This window comes from Clostridium sp. DJ247, assembly GCF_014231265.1.
Map to the genome: position 1 here is coordinate 1 of NZ_JABAIW010000079.1, position 17,192 is coordinate 17,192.

Sequence of the window (17,192 nt, forward strand, 5' to 3'; positions counted from 1 at the left end):
GTTCTGATAAAATTCGTTCACTAGCTTATGCTAGAAGTTTCCTTGTATAAGTTAAGTTTTTAGTTAGAAACCCTATATAGGGTTTCAATCTCTAAACATTGTTTAAACTTAGGGATATGTTACAGTTCTGAAGGCACATTTAAATACTTTTTAATGAGTCTTAGGGTGGTATTTGAATTAGTTTAAATACCATAGCAAAAAGTTATTATTTATTATAATACTATATACGTATAAAAAAATCCTGAGATATAGCTCAGGATTAAGTTAACAGTATCATAGAAGATATAGATTATTCTATTTAAGATGTTTCACGTGAAACACTTATTTCTTTGGTATGGTTATTGTTATTTGAATCTTATCATCTAGATCTCTTGAAGAATATTCAGCATTAAGTCCGTATTTATCAAATACTTGTTTCACAGTGTTTATGTATACTCTAGGTGCAAAAATACCCTTTATCTTTTTTTTAGTAATAGTTTCTTTATCTTTATTAAGTTTTACCAACTCTTTTTCAATGAGTTCTTCAGTCTTTTTCACATTTAATGTTCTCTTAATCACTATCTTTAATATCTTCTTTTGAAGTTCAACAGTTGGTAGTTTAAGTAAGGCTCGTGCATGTCTCTCTGTTAAATTATTTTCTAATAATATAACTCTTATGTCAGGTTGTAATTTTAGTAATCTTATTTTATTGGCAATTGTAGATTGTTTTTTTCCTATAGTTTCAGCCAACTTGTCTTGAGTATAAGAATGATCTTTTATCAAGTTGTAGTAAGCTTCAGCTTCTTCCAAGAAACTCAAATTTTCTCTCTGTAAATTTTCTAATAGAGCGATTGCGGCGGATTCTCTATCACTTATATCTACTACTATGACAGGAACTTGATCTAAACCAGCTTTCTTAGCAGCCCTAAGTCTTCTTTCACCAGCTACTAATTCATATTTATCTTCTCCTAGTTTTCTTACAGATAGAGGCTGAATTATGCCATAAGTCATTATGGACTGTGCTAACTCTTCAAGGCTTTCCTCATCGAAATGTTTTCTTGGTTGATAAACATTAGGTAAAATTAAATCAACAGATATATAGTTAACATTCTTTTGCATTTTAAACCATCCCTCATATACTTTCCTAACATTAACATTTCTTCGTTTTTCTACGGATTCCTTCTATTTTATATATTTTTTTTACGACAAATTATTACATCTATTTTAGTGGCTTTTTCATTGCTGTACCTGCTTTTCTTGGATAAATACTAGGGGTCTCTTTTATTTTTTTAATTATTACAAGATTATGATTTAAGTCACTATCTTCAATAGCTACTTTTATTATATCGTCTATTTTTCCACCAAGTAAAGATATAGCATTCTTTCCTTCTCTAATTTCTTCATCAACAGAAGGACCTTTCATAGCTATAAAATATCCCCCTATCTTTACGTAAGGGATACAAAATTCACTTAAAGCTGATAGATTTGCAACAGCTCTAGATACTGCAACATCTATATTTTCCCTATACTCAGCTTTTTTCGAGAAGTCTTCAGCTCTTCCATGAATTGTACTTATTCCTTTTAACTCTAAACTATTTATTACTTCATTTAAAAAGTTAACTCTTTTATTAAGAGAATCTAAAAGTATTATATTAGTATTAGGTGAAACAATTTTAATAGGTATTCCAGGAAATCCAGCTCCTGTGCCTATATCAATTATACTTTTTGCCTGTTTAAGTGGAGAAAATTTAAAAATCTTTATACAGTCTATAAAATGTTTCTTAACTATCTGCTCATCTTCAGTTATCGCTGTAAGATTTACTTTTTCATTCCAGGACTTAATCATATCTTTATACTGCATAAACTTATTATAGATTTCATTATTAAAATTTAATTCAACATCTAAACATGCGGTATTCATAATATCAAAATAATTCATATTTAAATCTCCATTTCATTATTTTTAAGCCACCTATTCTATATTTTTGAATCTATATTCTTTTTCTAAATAAATCAATAAAACAGAAATATCTGCAGGAGAAACTCCTGAAATTCTTGATGCCTGACCAACACTAATAGGCTTAACTGCACTTAACTTTTGAATAGCTTCTAACCTTAGACCCTTTATATGGCTATAATCTATATCCTGAGGAATAAGCTTTGTTTCAAACTTTTTAAATTGTTGTACCTGCTCTAACTGCTTATTTATATATCCTTCGTATTTTGCTATGGTATTTACTTGCTTTTTTACATCCTCATTAAGTATCGGTCTATCAGCATCTAGTGGTTCAACACTAAAATAATCTAATTCAGGTCTTTTTATCAATTCGTAAAGACTAATGGTCTTTTTCAAATCTGAAGAATCTAAAGAACTTAAAAACTCTAATACTTCTTTTTTAGGTGTTATTTGAACATTTTTAATTCTTTCCACTTCATCTTCAATAGACTTTTTCCTATTTAAAAATTTTTCATATCTCTCTTTAGTTACCAGTCCAATTTCATACCCAATATCTGTTAACCTTAAATCAGCATTATCCTGTCGTAAAATCAATCTATATTCTGATCTAGATGTCATCATTCTATATGGTTCTTCAGTCCCTTTAGTAACTAAATCATCAATTAATACTCCTATATATGCATCTGATCTAGTTAAAATTAAAGGGTCCTTTTCTATAACCTTAAGAGCAGCATTTATTCCAGCAATAACTCCTTGTGCTGCTGCTTCTTCATATCCTGAAGTTCCATTCAACTGCCCTGCTCCAAAAAGTCCTTCTACATTCTTAAATTCCAAAGAAGGCTTTAATTGTAGTGGATTTATACTATCATACTCTATAGCATAAGCATTCCTCATTATTTCTACATTTTCTAATCCAGTTATAGTTCTATACATTGCAAGCTGAACATCCTCTGGTAAAGAACTTGAAGCCCCTCCAACGTAAAGTTCTTCTGTATCTTCACCCTCTGGTTCTAAAAATATTTGATGTTTTTCTTTTTCAGGAAATCTTACTACTTTATCTTCAATAGAAGGACAATATCTAGGACCTACAGACTTAATAGTTCCATTATATAAAGGCGATCTATGTATATTATTTCTTATCACTTCAAGAGTTTCATCTGTAGTATATGTTAAATAACAAGATATTTGTTCTCTGTCTATATCCTCACTCATAAAAGAAAATGGCGTTATTTTTTCATCACCAGGCTGCTCTAACATCTTTGAATAATCTACACTTCTTCTATGTACTCTTGCAGGTGTTCCTGTTTTAAATCTTCTAAGTTCTATACCTAAATTTAATAGACTTTGGGATAAATCATTAGAAGGCATAAATCCACTTGGACCGGCACTATAACTAACATCTCCAATGATTATTTTTCCTTTTAAATATGTTCCTGTTGCAAGTATTACTGATTTTGTTTTATATAATCCACCATTCTTAGTTAATACTCCACAAACTTTTCCATTTTCTGTTCTTATATCTATAACCTCAAGCTGTCTTAAGTATAAATTAGGTTGATTTTCTATTACTTGTTTTATTCTTTCAGCATATCTCTTTTTGTCCGCTTGAGCTCTTAGTGAGTGAACTGCAGGCCCTTTTGATGTGTTAAGCATTCTAGACTGAATAAAAGTATGATCTATATTTATTCCCATCTCTCCACCTAAAGCATCTATTTCACAAACTAAGTGTCCTTTTGCCGTACCTCCTATACTAGGATTGCATGGCATAAATGCTATACTATCTAAGTTCATTGTACAAAGTAAAGTTTTACATCCAATTCTTGCAGCTGCAAGGCTTGCTTCACATCCAGCATGCCCTGCACCAACTACTATTACATCAAATTCTCCAGCAAAATATTCCATAAAGTTTCCCTACTTTCCTAAACAAAATTCTGAGAATATCTTATCTATTATATCTTCTTCTAATGTATCCCCTGTAATCTCTCCTAAACTATACCAAGCATTTCTTATATCTATTGAAGCTAAATCAATAGATAGTGTATCATTTAAAGCTTTTACAGCCTGTGAGCAATGTTCTTTTGCTCTAACTAATGCTTCTTTATGTCTAGTATTAGTTATAAGTATATCATTAGATTGTATATTTCCATTAAAAAATAAATTTTTTATACATTCTTTTAACTTATCTAACCCTTCACCAGTTTTAGCTGATATATTAATTATATACTCTGAATCTAATTTTTCAATTTCATTTATATCTATCTTTGAAGGTAAATCAACTTTATTCAAAATGACAATATATTTTCTATTTTTAACATATTTCATGATTTCTATATCTTCATCATCCAGTTCTCTACTTATATCCAACATTAATATTACTAAATCTGCTTCATTTATTTTTTCCTTAGATTTCTCTACTCCTATTTTTTCTACTACATCTTCTGTTTCTCTTATTCCAGCAGTATCTATAATTTTAATTGGAATTCCTTCTATATTAATGTATTCTTCTATAACATCTCTAGTAGTACCAGGTATCTCTGTAACAATAGCTCTTTTTTCCATAAGAACTGCATTTAATAATGAAGATTTACCAACATTAGGTTTGCCTACTATCACGGTATTTAGGCCTTCTCTTATTATCTTTCCCTCATCTGCAGTACTTAGTATTGTATTAATTTCACCAATAATATTACTTAGTTTTGCAACTGCTTTATCTGCAGTAACTTCTTCTAAATCATCTTCAGGATAATCTACAGTAGCTTCTATATGTGCTATAAGTTCTAAAAGATTTTCTCTTATACGATTTATCTCTTTTGAAACTCTACCAGTTGATTGTCGCACAGCTGATTTCATTGAAAGCTCAGTTTTAGCGTTTATAATATCAATTACAGCCTCGGCCTGACTTAAATCAATTCTGCCATTTAGAAAAGCTCGCTTTGTAAATTCACCTGGTTCAGCAAGCCTTGCTCCCATTTTAATAACTTCTTCTAATATTCTTTTAGTAGCAGTTATTCCTCCATGGCAGTTTATTTCCACTGTATCTTCTGCAGTAAAACTTCTTGGACCTTTCATATATGTTACTATAACTTCATCAAGTATATCCTCAGTCTCTTTTTCTATAATAAATCCATATCTCATAGTATAAGGTTCTATATCATTTAGATTTCTTCCTTTTTTTCCTCTGAATATACTACTTACGATTTTTAAAGCATTTTGACCTGATAACCTTATTATGGATATTCCACCTTCTCCTAAAGCTGTTGCTACAGCAGCTATTGTATCAAATTCTTTCATTATATCACTCCTTAATATCATACTAAATAAAGCAAAAAGAAAGCCACTTAGGCTTTCTTTAGATCCACAACAACTCTTCTAAAAGGTTCTTCACCTTCACTATAGGTATTCACATAAAAATCATTTTGAAGTGCAGAATGAATTACTCTTCTCTCGTAAGGATTCATAGGTTCAAGCTTAACTACTCTACCTGTCTTCCTAACTTTATCTGCTATTCTTCTTGCCAATCTTTTTAAGGTCTCTTCTCTTTTAAGTCTGTAATTTTCTGTATCTAAAATTACTCTTTTGTACTCAGTTTCGTGTCCTTTATTTACAACAAGACTTATGAGATATTGAAGTGAATCTAAAGTTTCTCCCCTATATCCTATAAGTATACCCATATCTGGACCTAATAAAGATATTTTTATTACATTTTCTTCTTCTTTTATACATACCTCAGCCTTAACTCCCATAGAAGCTAAAACATCTGTAATAAATGTTTTAGCTTCATGAATATAATCTCTCTTTAATTTTACTCTAATTTTAGCCCGTCTAGCTCCAATTAGGTTAAAGAAACCTTTGTTACCTGCATCTAGCACTTCTACTTCAACTTTGTCTTTAGTGGCCTTAAGTTCGTTTAAAGCATTATTTAAAGCTTCTTCAACAGTTCTTCCGGTTATTTCTATAACCTTCATTCCACTAATCACCCCCTAGGATTTACCAGTGTTTTTACTTACAAAGGCTCTTTTAATAACTACTGTTTGTGCTATTTGAATTAAATTACTAATTACCCAATAAAGCACTAATGCAGATTTTAAGCTCCAACTAATAAAAATCATAAATACAGACATACTAATATTCATAGTAGCTGATTGTTTTGCTTGAGCAGGATCAGTTGAAGTCATAGCTAAAGCACCTGAAAAATATGTAGTTATACCTGATATTACTGCAAGTATCACATCTCTGTTTGCCAAGTCATTTACCCATAAGAACTTAACACCGCTTATTCCTTGTAAATTATTGAAAACATAGTATAGTGCTATGAGAATAGGCCACTGAACAAGCAACGGTAAACATCCACTAAAAGGACTAGCACCCTTCTCTTTATAAAGCTTCATCATTTCTTGTTGAGATTTTTGGGGATCATTTTTATACTTTTCTTGAAGCTTCTTTATCTCTGGTTGAAGCTCACTCATAGCTGTTGACGACTTAATTTGCTTTATATTTAAAGGAAGCAATATAATTTTAATTATAACAGTCATCAAAATTATTGCTAAACCATATGAAATATTCTTATTAGGTATTCCTGTGGTAATCCATTGATGAATCAGTTCAAAAAATTGAACAAATGCATTGTTTAAGTACTGCAAAATATAAACCTCCTGATTATTTATTTAACTGGGTCATAACCACCTTTATTTAAGGGGTTACATCTTAATATTCTTTTTATAGACATAAAACTACCTTTTAATAGGCCATATTTTTCTAACGCATCTAAAGCATATTGTGAGCAAGTTGGATAAAATATACAACAAGGCCTTTTTAATCCTGATATATATTTTCTATAGAATTTAATTAAAAAAACTAAAAATTCTTTCATTTAATTATATAAACCTGCCTTTTTAAAAAGGTTTTTTAAAGCTTCCTCAATTTCACTATAACTTTTACCATTAGCTGCAACTCTAGCTATGAAGATTAAATCATATCCTGTTTTAAGGTTGTAGTTATTTAATCTATAACTTTCTTTTATTAATCGTTTAACTCTATTTCTTATGACACTTTTTCCTACTTTTTTACTAACTGATATACCCACTCTATTTGTGGATTTTTTATTCTTATATATATATAGTACAAGTAATTGATTAGAAAAAGATTTTCCTCTTTTATATACAGCTCTAAATTCTATGTTCTTTCTTAACTTACAGTCTTTCATCTACCTTGCTCCTTTTTTCTGCAGTTGCAGAAAAAGGCCACAAATGCGGCCCTTATGCTGTTAATCTCTTTCTACCTTTTTGTCTTCTTCTCTTAAGAACATTTCTTCCTGATAAAGAGCTCATTCTCTTTCTAAATCCATGTTCTTTCTTTCTTTGCTTCTTTTTTGGTTGGTAAGTCATCCACATACTATTACACCCCCTTTTAAGTAAGTTGTAATACCCTCATAACCATTACTATTCTAGAGGATTATCTACTATAAACGAGGATTATTTACTGTAAAGTAATTTTCTCGCTTGCTAGCTTCTTAAAGTTTTACTATTAAATTATATATTCATGAAGTACCAATGTCAACATAAATTCTATTAAGTAATATCAGGTGCTAAAACCATATAATATGCGCTGTTAATAATTTTTATCACTTTTTTTGTGGATAACTTATTGAATAGGTTGTGTTGTTTTGATATTATTAATAGAGGATTGTGTATAACTTTAAAATTCAAACGGTTATCCACAGTTGTGGATAAAAATGTGCATAACTTGTTTAGTTTAGTATGAAAAGTATTAGTTACTTTTCATATTTTTAACTAATTTCCTATACTTATTCACTGTTAAGAATGTTAACATATGTTTTTTTTATTTTGTTGACAATTTTTTTTTTGATGGTATTATCAACAAAATTGCTAACATGTGAATATTTTAATAAACATTTGTCAAGAAAATATAATGGTGTTTATAATTATGTTCACATCATGTTAACTGATTTTTTTATTTAAGACTGGAGGATACAAAATGAATGCCCATTTAAAAGAAACATGGGAAAAAACTTTGAATATAATTAAGGGCGAGCTTACTGAAGTAAGTTTCAATACTTGGATTAAAAGTATAACACCACTATCATTAGAAAATGATTCGGCAAATTTAGGAGTTCCTAATGATTTTACACGAGGTATTTTAAGTAGTAGATATAAAGAACTTATAATAAATGCCCTAAAACTAATTACATCAAAAAAATATAATATAGAATTTCATATATTATCTGAAGAGGCTGTAGATCTTCAAGAACCTAGAAAAAAGGTTGAAATAAAACAAACTATAACCGTCAGCGATGAAATGTCTGCTATGTTAAATCCAAAATATACTTTTAATTCTTTTGTCATAGGTAATAGTAATAGATTCGCTCATGCTGCTTCATTAGCTGTAGCAGAGGCTCCTGCTAAAGCTTATAATCCTCTATTCATATACGGCGGAGTTGGACTAGGAAAAACCCATTTAATGCATGCTATAGGACACTATATACTACAAAACAATTCTAAATCAAAAGTAGTTTATGTTTCTTCTGAAAAGTTTACAAATGAACTTATAAATTCTATAAAAGATGATAAAAACGAAGATTTTAGAAATAAGTACAGAAACATAGATGTATTATTGATAGATGATGTTCAGTTTATTGCAGGTAAAGAAAGAACTCAAGAAGAATTTTTCCATACATTTAATGCATTATATGAAGCTAATAAACAAATAATTCTATCTAGTGATAGACCTCCAAAGGAAATTCCAACGTTAGAAGATAGACTTAGATCTAGATTTGAATGGGGTCTTATAGCAGACATACAAGCACCTGATTTTGAAACAAGAATGGCAATATTAAAGAAAAAAGCTGATGTAGAGAACTTAAATATTCCAAATGAAGTAATGGTATATATAGCAACTAAAATAAAGTCTAACATAAGAGAACTAGAAGGTGCACTAATAAGAATTGTTGCATTTTCGTCATTAACCAATAAAGAAATAAGTGTAGATTTAGCTGCTGAAGCTTTAAAAGATATAATATCAAGCAAACAATCTAAACAAGTTACAATAGATTTAATTCAAGATGTAGTTGCAAACTATTTTAATCTTAAGGTAGACGACCTAAAATCATCTAGAAGAACTAGAAATGTAGCTTTCCCAAGACAAATTGCTATGTATTTGTGCAGAAAGCTAACAGATATGTCTCTACCTAAGATAGGTGAAGAATTTGGTGGAAGGGATCATACCACAGTAATACACGCATATGAAAAAATATCACAAAATCTTAAGGTTGATGAAGGATTACAAAATTCTATAAGTGATCTAAATAAAAGAATAAATCAAAAGTAGTTATTAACATATGTTTATATTATTATTATAATATACTGTGAATAAATAAATATTATCATTTGACTGTTTAGTAATGTGGATAAAGTTTATTATTATTGATTTACTTATCCACAATTATTTTTTCGCTATTTTTCAGTAATATCAATGTGTATAGGGGTTATCCACATAATCACAGCCCCTACTACTATTACTACTAAAGATAATAATTATCTAATCTATATATTAACCTAAAATATGTTGTGAATAAGGAGGCAAAAAACATGAGATTTACATGTGAAAAATCCATACTACAAGAAGGGATATCCACAGCACAAAAAGCTGTTACAGGAAAATCTACAATGCCAATATTAAATGGTATTTTGTTAAAAGCATGTAACAATGAAATAGTGTTAACAGGATCTGACATAGATTTAAGTATAGAAACAAGAATAAATGCAGATATATTAGAAGAGGGTAGTATAGTTATTGATTCTAAGCTTTTTGGTGAAATAATAAGAAAATTACCAAATGATTTAGTACATATCAATACTATAGATAATAGTTCAATAGAAATATTGTGCCAAAAATCAAGGTTTACTTTAATTCATATGAACTCAGAAGATTTTCCTGAACTGCCAATTATAAATGAAAATATGATGTTTTCAATACCACAAAAAATATTAAAGAATATGATAAAAGGAACTATATTTGCAACAGCACAGGATGATACAAGACCTATACTTACAGGGGTCTTATTTGAAATAAAAGATAAAAACTTAAATTTAGTAGCACTAGATGGATACAGACTTGCACTAAAATCAGAAAAAATTGAAACAGATAATATAATAAATGCAGTAATTCCAGGAAAAACTTTAAATGAAGTATCAAAAATACTGGAAGATGAAGATGAAAATGTAAATATAACATTTACCCCTAATCACATATTGTTTAGTTTAGGCGAAACTAAAATTATATCTAGACTTTTAGAAGGTGAATTTATTAGATATAGTTCAATAATTCCAGAAGAATATAGTTTAAAGGTTATAGCTAAAAAAGGAGAACTTTTAAACTGTATAGAAAGAGCTTCATTGATGGCTAAGGATGGAAACACTAATCTTGTAAAGTTTAACATTGAAGAAGAAAATATTATAATAACATCTAATTCTCAATTGGGAATGGTAAGAGAAGAATTAAATATAATTTTGCAAGGAGAAGCTTTGCAAATTGCATTTAATTCTAAGTATCTAATTGATGTATTAAAAATAATGGATGAAGATGAAATTATCATGGAATTTTCAAGTAGTGTTAGTCCATGCATAATGAAAAATAAAAATATAAATAATTGTACATATTTGGTTCTTCCAGTTAGGTTACTAAATAGTTAAAAAGTTATAAGATCGGAGATATTAAATCATGAAAGAAATACAAATAAACACTGACATTATAAAATTAGATTCTTTTCTAAAGTGGTCTGGGGCTGTTTCATTAGGATCAGAAGCCAAGATCTTTATACAAGATGGAAAAGTAAAGGTAAATGGTGAAGTAGAAACTAGACGAGGTAAAAAGCTTACAAAAGGTGATTTGATAGAATTTGACGGAGAAAGCTATAAAATAATATAGCTTACAAAAACAAATAAAATAGTTTATAATTATAATTTATGAAAGTTTTAAAGTTAACTCGATGTTAGTATTATTATGCTATAATTATATTTAGGTGCTTTTTATGTATATTAAATATTTAAAACTTATTAATTTTAGAAACTATAAAGAATTAAACTTAAAAATAAATAAAAATATAAACATCTTTATAGGTGACAATGCACAAGGAAAAACTAATATTTTAGAAAGTATATATTATTGCAGTATTGGTAAATCATCTAGAACTAGCAAAGATAAAGAACTTATAAGGTGGGATGGACAGGAAGCATATATAAAATTACATGTTGCTAACGAACGATTAGACAAAAAAATAGAAATTAAGATATTCAAAGAAGGTAGAAAAGGCATAAATGTTAACTCAATTAAAGTTAACAAAGTATCCGAACTAATGGGTATCCTTAATGCAGTTATGTTTTCACCAGAAGACTTAAAAATTGTGAAAGAATCTGCTTCTTATCGGAGAAAGTTCATTGATATAGAACTTTGTAAGCTAAGTAAAAAATATTATTTTACTTTAGTTCAGTATAATAAAGTTCTAAATGAACGAAATACTATATTAAGAAAATGGAATAAACAACACACAGATGTACTTCAAGTATATGATGAACAGCTTGCTTTATATGGAAGTTATATAGTTAAAGCTAGAGATAAATACGTAAGGGAATTAAATTTTAAGGGTAATAGAATCCATAGAGATATAACTTCAGGGTTAGAAAATATAGAATTTATATACCTTACTTCTACTAAAGATACAGATAACCCCCAAGATGAACTTTTAAAAATTTTATCTAACAGTAGAAAAAGAGATCTAGATAGGGGAATGACGTCCTTAGGACCACATAGAGATGACTTTGAAATCAGGATAAATGGTATAGATGCCAGAAGCTTTGGTTCCCAAGGACAACAAAGAACTTCGGTTTTGACTATTAAATTTGCATCGTTAGAAATTATAAAAGATACTACAGGAGAATATCCTATTCTTTTACTAGATGACGTTTTATCTGAACTTGATGCAAGTAGACAAAAATATATATTGACAGCTATAAATAATATACAAACCTTTATAACTTGTACTGGAATTGGAGATATAAAAAGTTACATAAAGAACAGTGCAAGTGTGTTTACAGTTAAGAACGGCACTGTAAATATAGTTTAAAATTTTGAAAGGGGATTTTTTATGTTTTTGCATTTAGGTGAAAATATTGTAGTACCAATAAAAGATATAATCGGTATATTTGATATTGAAACTTCAATGTATAGTTCTGATACTATTCAATTTTTAAGGATGGCTGAAGAAGATGGATTTATTCAAAGAATTACTAAGGATAAACCTAAATCCTTTATAATAGCTGAAGTTAATAAAAAAAGTAAAATTTATCTATCACCAATATCGTCATCCACACTAACTAAAAGATCAGAAACATTGTATTACGAGACTTAAGATAGGAGGATGAATATGTCAGAAGATAATAAACAAGTATATGATGAGAGTCAAATACAGGTATTAGAAGGTTTAGAAGCTGTAAGAAAAAGACCAGGAATGTATATAGGAAGTACTAGTTCAAGAGGGCTTCATCATTTGGTATATGAAATCGTAGATAACAGCATAGATGAAGCTTTAGCAGGATTTTGTAAAAATATAGAAGTTTTAATTCATAAAGATAACTCTATGACCGTTGAGGATGATGGTAGAGGTATGCCTGTGGGAATACATCCTAAAATGCAAAAACCTACCGTTGAAGTTATAATGACAGTACTTCATGCTGGAGGAAAATTTGGCGGTGGTGGATATAAGGTTTCTGGTGGATTACATGGAGTTGGCGCATCAGTGGTAAATGCTCTTTCAGAACTTTGTGAGGTTGAAGTTAAAAGAGAAGGTCATATATGGAAACAATCATATGCAAGGGGAAAAGTCCTTACAGGACTTGAAATTATAGGTGATACCGAAGACCATGGAACGAAAACATATTTCAAACCTGATGCGGATATATTTGACGAGGTTGAATATGACTATGATGTACTTGCACAAAGATTAAGAGAATTAGCTTTTTTAAATAAAGGTGTAAGTATAAATTTAAGTGATGAAAGAACAGAAAAAAATGAAACCTTTTACTATGAAGGTGGTATAAAATCTTTTGTTGAATACTTAAATAGGAATAAAGAGAAAGTTCATAAAGAACCTATTTACGTAGAGGGTAAGAGAGATGATTACTCTGCAGAAATTTCTATTCAGTACAATGATGGATATAATGAAAATATCTTTTCATTTGCAAATAATATAGATACTGTAGAAGGTGGGACTCATTTAGCCGGATTTAAATCGGCACTAACTAGAGTTTTTAATGATTATGCAAAAAAATTTGGAATATTAAAAGAAAGTGATAAAAATTTATCTGGTGAGGATATAAGAGAAGGACTTACTGCTGTTATATCAGTAAAACTTACTGATCCTCAGTTTGAAGGTCAAACAAAAACTAAATTAGGGAACAGCGAAGTGCGAGGGATAGTAGATAATATAGTTGGAGAGGGAGTTAGTGCATTCCTTGAAGAAAACCCTCAAATAGCTAAGTCTATAGTTGATAAGGCATTAGTAGCAGCGCGTGCTAGAGAAGCAGCTAAAAAAGCAAGAGAGCTTACAAGAAGAAAATCTGTTTTGGAGAGTACATCACTACCTGGTAAATTAGCTGATTGCTCATCAAAAGATCCGGCAGAATGTGAAATCTATCTGGTAGAGGGTGATTCAGCAGGTGGGTCAGCTAAACAAGGTAGAGACAGAAGGTTTCAAGCCATTTTACCTTTAAGAGGTAAAATAATGAATGTTGAAAAACAGCGATTAGATAAAATTCTTGGATATGAAGAAATAAGAGCTATGATAACAGCTTTTGGAGGCGGAATAGGTAAAGACTTTGATGTTGAAAAAATAAGATATGACAAGATAATTATAATGACAGATGCAGATGTTGACGGAGCTCATATAAGAACATTATTGCTTACCTTCTTCTATAGATACATGAGGGAGCTTGTTGAACAAGGACACGTATATATTGCACAACCTCCTTTATATAAAATAAGTAAAAGTAAAAAAGATTATTATGCTTACGATGACAGAGAATTAGAAAGAACACTTATGGAAATTGGAGGTAAGGATAATAATACTAGTATACAGAGATATAAAGGGCTGGGAGAGATGGATGCGACTCAGCTTTGGAATACTACAATGAATCCAGAACAAAGAACACTTCTTCAAGTTACTGTAGATGACGCCATGGCTGCTGATGAAATTTTCACTATACTTATGGGTGATAAAGTAGAGCCTCGTAGAGAATTTATACATGAAAATGCAAAGAAAGTTGTAAACTTAGACATATAAAGAGGTGTAATTAATGTTAAATGAAGAAAAGATTTTACCGGTAGACATAAGCCATGAGATGAAAAAATGTTATATAGATTATGCAATGAGTGTTATTGTTGGGCGTGCTCTACCAGATGTAAGAGATGGTTTAAAGCCAGTTCACAGAAGAATTCTTTACTCAATGTACGAATTAGGACTTACCCCTGATAAAGGTTATAGAAAATGTGCCAGAATAGTAGGAGATGTTTTAGGTAAGTACCATCCACATGGTGACACAGCTGTTTATGACGCATTAGTTAGAATGGCACAGGACTTTTCTATAAGATATACATTGGTTGATGGTCACGGAAACTTTGGTTCTGTTGATGGAGATAGTGCAGCAGCAATGAGATATACTGAAGCTAAAATGAGTAAAATAACACTAGAGCTACTTAGAGATATAAATAAAAATACTGTGGATTTTATTCCAAACTTTGATGGTGAAGAAGAAGAACCTTCTGTAATACCATCAAGATTTCCTAATCTTTTAGTTAATGGTTCTGCTGGAATTGCAGTAGGTATGGCTACAAATATCCCTCCTCATAATTTAACAGAAGTTATAAATGGAATTGTCATGCTTATAGATAACCCTGATACTACAATACATGAATTAATGACTGAAATTAAGGGTCCTGATTTTCCAACAGCAGGAACTATCATCGGAACAACTGGAATAAGAGATGCTTATGAAACTGGAAGAGGAAAGATTGTTGTAAGAGCAAAAACAGAGATAGAGGAAGAAAAGGGTAGAACAAGAATAGTTGTAACAGAACTACCTTATCAAGTAAATAAAGCAAGATTAATCGAGAATATGGCGGAACTAGTTAAGGATAAAAGAATAGAGGGGATTTCAGACATTAGAGATGAATCAGACAGAGATGGTATGAGAATGGTAATAGAGCTTAAAAGAGATTCTAACCCTAATGTTGTATTAAATCAACTCTACAAGCATACAAAGCTTCAAGATTCTTTTGGAATTATTATGCTTGCTCTAGTTGATAATGAACCTGAAGTCTTAAATTTAAAACAAGTACTTGTTCATTATTTAAATTTCCAAAAGGAAGTAATAAGAAGAAGAACTAAATTTGATTTAGATAAGGCATTAGCACGTGCCCACATATTAGAAGGTTTAAGAATAGCACTTGACCATATTGACGAAGTAATAAATTTAATAAGATCTTCTAAAAATACTGAAGAAGCTAGAAATGGCCTTATGAATAAATTCAATCTTTCTGAAAAGCAATCTCAAGCTATACTTGATATGAGACTTCAGAGGCTTACTGGTTTAGAAAGAGAAAAGATTGAAAATGAGTATAATGAGCTTATGAATACTATAAAATATTTAAGAGAAGTACTAGAAAATGATGAGTTAGTTTTAAGTATAATAAAAGAAGAGCTTATAGAAATAAAGACAAAATATGGTGATGAAAGAAGAACATTAATACAAAAAAACAGTGATGAGATAAATATAGAGGACTTAATACAGGAACAAGATATAGTAATAACATTAACTCATTCAGGATATATAAAAAGAGTTGCAGCTGATACATATTCTGCCCAAAAAAGAGGCGGTAAAGGAATTCAAGCAACAGCAACAAAAGAAGACGATTTTGTTGAGCATATGTTCATCACTTCAACTCATAATAATATATTATTCTTTACAAACAAGGGTAGAGTATATAAATTAAAAGCTTATGAAATACCGGAGGCTGGAAGAACTGCTAAAGGAACAAATGTTATAAACTTGATACCTATAGCTACAGATGAAAAAATTCAAGCAGTTATAACCTTTAAGGAATTAGAGGAAGATAGCTACTTAATAATGGCAACCAGAGAAGGACTAATTAAGAAAACGCAAATAAGCCAATATGCTTCCATAAGAAAAAATGGATTAAATGCAATAAATCTTAAAGATGGTGACGAACTTATAGGTGTAAGAATGACCAGTGGTGAAAGTGAAGTGCTTATTTTCACTAATAATGGATACGCTATAAGATTTAGTGAAAAAGATGTAAGACCCATGGGTAGAACTGCTACTGGTGTTAGAGCTATTACACTTAGAGAGGGTGATATAGCTGTAGCTATGGATATTGTAGCTGAAGATAGCGACATATTAGTAGTTAGTGAAAATGGTTTTGGCAAAAGAACCCCTATATCAGAGTATACAGCCCATAGAAGAGGCGGAAAAGGAATTATAACATATAAAGTCAGTGATAAGACTGGGTATATTGTTGGTGCAAGAGTAGTAAAAGATGGTGATGAATTGATGCTTATAAACAGCAGCAATGTAGCTATAAGACTAAATGTATCAGGTATATCTACTACAAGCAGAAATGCTATGGGAGTTACACTAATGAAAACGGAAGAAGAACAAAAAGTTGTGGCTATCGCAAAAATTAATTCTGATGACGTAATAGAAGCTAACGAAGATAACATAGATAACGAATAATAAAGAGCAGGGAATTGGATTTTATTATGCTAGTAAAATCCAATTCCCTATTTATGTTATTAATATAAAATAAACTTGTCCTGGTGTGTCAATATACATAAATAAAAGAAAAAATGATAATTATGAAGAAATATCTAGATAAGTTTAGTTTATATTAAGTTTGGTATTAACAAAAGTATTTTAATTTGATAAAATATCACTTGTCTTCAGGTGACTGAATTAAAAATCAAGTAAACTTAAATAAGTTAACTAATAAATTTTTAAAAAAGTTATTGACAAGACAAAACAGTTATGATAAGATAAATAAGTCGCTAAGAAGCGACAAGATCTTTGAAAATTAAACAGAGTGAGATAAGAAAAAACTTATCTATTAAATAAACCAGCAATTCTTTTGAGCTACTAGATTAGTAGCCAAATAACAGTAATGAGCATTC

At 29.9% G+C, this 17,192-nt stretch carries 16 protein-coding genes; 7 read left to right on the forward strand and 9 right to left on the reverse strand.

Annotated elements, in window-relative coordinates:
* Positions 1-321 precede the first annotated feature (321 nt).
* The 9 genes from noc to rpmH form a co-directional block, all read right to left on the reverse strand.
* Positions 322-1,098: a nucleoid occlusion protein gene (noc, locus tag HGI79_RS20660; protein WP_185652558.1), complete on the reverse strand. Its 777-nt coding sequence runs from the start codon at positions 1,096-1,098 to the stop codon at positions 322-324.
* A 100-nt stretch (positions 1,099-1,198) separates the two neighbouring features.
* Positions 1,199-1,918 carry a 16S rRNA (guanine(527)-N(7))-methyltransferase RsmG gene (rsmG, locus tag HGI79_RS20665; RefSeq protein WP_185652559.1) on the reverse strand — a complete coding sequence of 240 codons (720 nt, stop codon included), beginning with the start codon at positions 1,916-1,918 and terminating at the stop codon, positions 1,199-1,201.
* Positions 1,919-1,951: 33 nt separating this feature from the next.
* Positions 1,952-3,838 (reverse strand): tRNA uridine-5-carboxymethylaminomethyl(34) synthesis enzyme MnmG, encoded by a 1,887-nt coding sequence (gene mnmG / locus HGI79_RS20670; protein ID WP_185652560.1) that lies wholly within the window; start codon positions 3,836-3,838, stop codon positions 1,952-1,954.
* 9 nt (positions 3,839-3,847) lie between these two features.
* A complete protein-coding gene (gene mnmE / locus HGI79_RS20675; RefSeq protein WP_185652561.1) occupies positions 3,848-5,227 on the reverse strand; it encodes a tRNA uridine-5-carboxymethylaminomethyl(34) synthesis GTPase MnmE in 1,380 nt (459 codons plus the stop codon).
* Positions 5,228-5,274: 47 nt separating this feature from the next.
* On the reverse strand, positions 5,275-5,901 hold the full coding sequence (jag, locus tag HGI79_RS20680; protein ID WP_185652562.1) for an RNA-binding cell elongation regulator Jag/EloR: 627 nt from the start codon (positions 5,899-5,901) through the stop codon (positions 5,275-5,277).
* Positions 5,902-5,916: 15 nt separating this feature from the next.
* On the reverse strand, positions 5,917-6,576 hold the full coding sequence (locus HGI79_RS20685; protein ID WP_185652563.1) for a membrane protein insertase YidC: 660 nt from the start codon (positions 6,574-6,576) through the stop codon (positions 5,917-5,919).
* A 20-nt stretch (positions 6,577-6,596) separates the two neighbouring features.
* A complete protein-coding gene (gene yidD, locus HGI79_RS20690) occupies positions 6,597-6,806 on the reverse strand; it encodes a membrane protein insertion efficiency factor YidD (RefSeq protein ID WP_185652564.1) in 210 nt (69 codons plus the stop codon).
* On the reverse strand, positions 6,807-7,139 hold the full coding sequence (gene rnpA / locus HGI79_RS20695; protein ID WP_185652565.1) for a ribonuclease P protein component: 333 nt from the start codon (positions 7,137-7,139) through the stop codon (positions 6,807-6,809).
* Between the two features lie 52 nt (positions 7,140-7,191).
* Positions 7,192-7,326, reverse strand: a complete 135-nt coding sequence (rpmH, locus tag HGI79_RS20700) for a 50S ribosomal protein L34 (RefSeq protein WP_185652566.1) — start codon at positions 7,324-7,326, stop codon at positions 7,192-7,194.
* Positions 7,327-7,930: 604 nt separating this feature from the next.
* Between rpmH and dnaA the strand changes: the two genes are divergently transcribed.
* The 7 genes from dnaA to gyrA all read left to right on the forward strand — a co-directional run bounded on the left by dnaA (position 7,931) and on the right by gyrA (position 16,758).
* Positions 7,931-9,280 carry a chromosomal replication initiator protein DnaA gene (gene dnaA, locus HGI79_RS20705; RefSeq protein WP_185652567.1) on the forward strand — a complete coding sequence of 450 codons (1,350 nt, stop codon included), beginning with the start codon at positions 7,931-7,933 and terminating at the stop codon, positions 9,278-9,280.
* 260 nt (positions 9,281-9,540) lie between these two features.
* Positions 9,541-10,644, forward strand: a complete 1,104-nt coding sequence (dnaN, locus tag HGI79_RS20710; protein WP_185652568.1) for a DNA polymerase III subunit beta — start codon at positions 9,541-9,543, stop codon at positions 10,642-10,644.
* Positions 10,645-10,672: 28 nt separating this feature from the next.
* Positions 10,673-10,879, forward strand: coding sequence for a S4 domain-containing protein YaaA (yaaA, locus tag HGI79_RS20715; RefSeq protein ID WP_185652569.1), 207 nt, complete (start codon positions 10,673-10,675; stop codon positions 10,877-10,879).
* A 103-nt stretch (positions 10,880-10,982) separates the two neighbouring features.
* On the forward strand, positions 10,983-12,074 hold the full coding sequence (gene recF, locus HGI79_RS20720) for a DNA replication/repair protein RecF (protein WP_185652570.1): 1,092 nt from the start codon (positions 10,983-10,985) through the stop codon (positions 12,072-12,074).
* A 21-nt stretch (positions 12,075-12,095) separates the two neighbouring features.
* Positions 12,096-12,359: an extracellular matrix regulator RemB gene (gene remB / locus HGI79_RS20725; RefSeq protein WP_185652571.1), complete on the forward strand. Its 264-nt coding sequence runs from the start codon at positions 12,096-12,098 to the stop codon at positions 12,357-12,359.
* Positions 12,360-12,374: 15 nt separating this feature from the next.
* Entirely contained in the window at positions 12,375-14,288 is a 1,914-nt protein-coding gene (gene gyrB, locus HGI79_RS20730; RefSeq protein ID WP_185652572.1) for a DNA topoisomerase (ATP-hydrolyzing) subunit B, read from the forward strand.
* A 13-nt stretch (positions 14,289-14,301) separates the two neighbouring features.
* Positions 14,302-16,758, forward strand: coding sequence for a DNA gyrase subunit A (gyrA, locus tag HGI79_RS20735; protein ID WP_185652573.1), 2,457 nt, complete (start codon positions 14,302-14,304; stop codon positions 16,756-16,758).
* The last annotated feature ends 434 nt before the right edge of the window (positions 16,759-17,192 follow it).

What these genes read in the sequence shown, in the direction of transcription:
- noc (WP_185652558.1), bottom strand. Translation starts at nt 1,098, where the DNA reads ATGCAAAAGAATGTTAACTATATATCTGTTGATTTAATTTTACCTAAT.
- rsmG (WP_185652559.1), bottom strand. Translation starts at nt 1,918, where the DNA reads ATGAATTATTTTGATATTATGAATACCGCATGTTTAGATGTTGAATTA.
- mnmG (WP_185652560.1), bottom strand. Translation starts at nt 3,838, where the DNA reads ATGGAATATTTTGCTGGAGAATTTGATGTAATAGTAGTTGGTGCAGGG.
- mnmE (WP_185652561.1), bottom strand. Translation starts at nt 5,227, where the DNA reads ATGAAAGAATTTGATACAATAGCTGCTGTAGCAACAGCTTTAGGAGAA.
- jag (WP_185652562.1), bottom strand. Translation starts at nt 5,901, where the DNA reads ATGAAGGTTATAGAAATAACCGGAAGAACTGTTGAAGAAGCTTTAAAT.
- yidD (WP_185652564.1), bottom strand. Translation starts at nt 6,806, where the DNA reads ATGAAAGAATTTTTAGTTTTTTTAATTAAATTCTATAGAAAATATATA.
- rnpA (WP_185652565.1), bottom strand. Translation starts at nt 7,139, where the DNA reads ATGAAAGACTGTAAGTTAAGAAAGAACATAGAATTTAGAGCTGTATAT.
- rpmH (WP_185652566.1), bottom strand. Translation starts at nt 7,326, where the DNA reads ATGTGGATGACTTACCAACCAAAAAAGAAGCAAAGAAAGAAAGAACAT.
- dnaA (WP_185652567.1), top strand. Translation starts at nt 7,931, where the DNA reads ATGAATGCCCATTTAAAAGAAACATGGGAAAAAACTTTGAATATAATT.
- dnaN (WP_185652568.1), top strand. Translation starts at nt 9,541, where the DNA reads ATGAGATTTACATGTGAAAAATCCATACTACAAGAAGGGATATCCACA.
- yaaA (WP_185652569.1), top strand. Translation starts at nt 10,673, where the DNA reads ATGAAAGAAATACAAATAAACACTGACATTATAAAATTAGATTCTTTT.
- recF (WP_185652570.1), top strand. Translation starts at nt 10,983, where the DNA reads ATGTATATTAAATATTTAAAACTTATTAATTTTAGAAACTATAAAGAA.
- remB (WP_185652571.1), top strand. Translation starts at nt 12,096, where the DNA reads ATGTTTTTGCATTTAGGTGAAAATATTGTAGTACCAATAAAAGATATA.
- gyrB (WP_185652572.1), top strand. Translation starts at nt 12,375, where the DNA reads ATGTCAGAAGATAATAAACAAGTATATGATGAGAGTCAAATACAGGTA.
- gyrA (WP_185652573.1), top strand. Translation starts at nt 14,302, where the DNA reads ATGTTAAATGAAGAAAAGATTTTACCGGTAGACATAAGCCATGAGATG.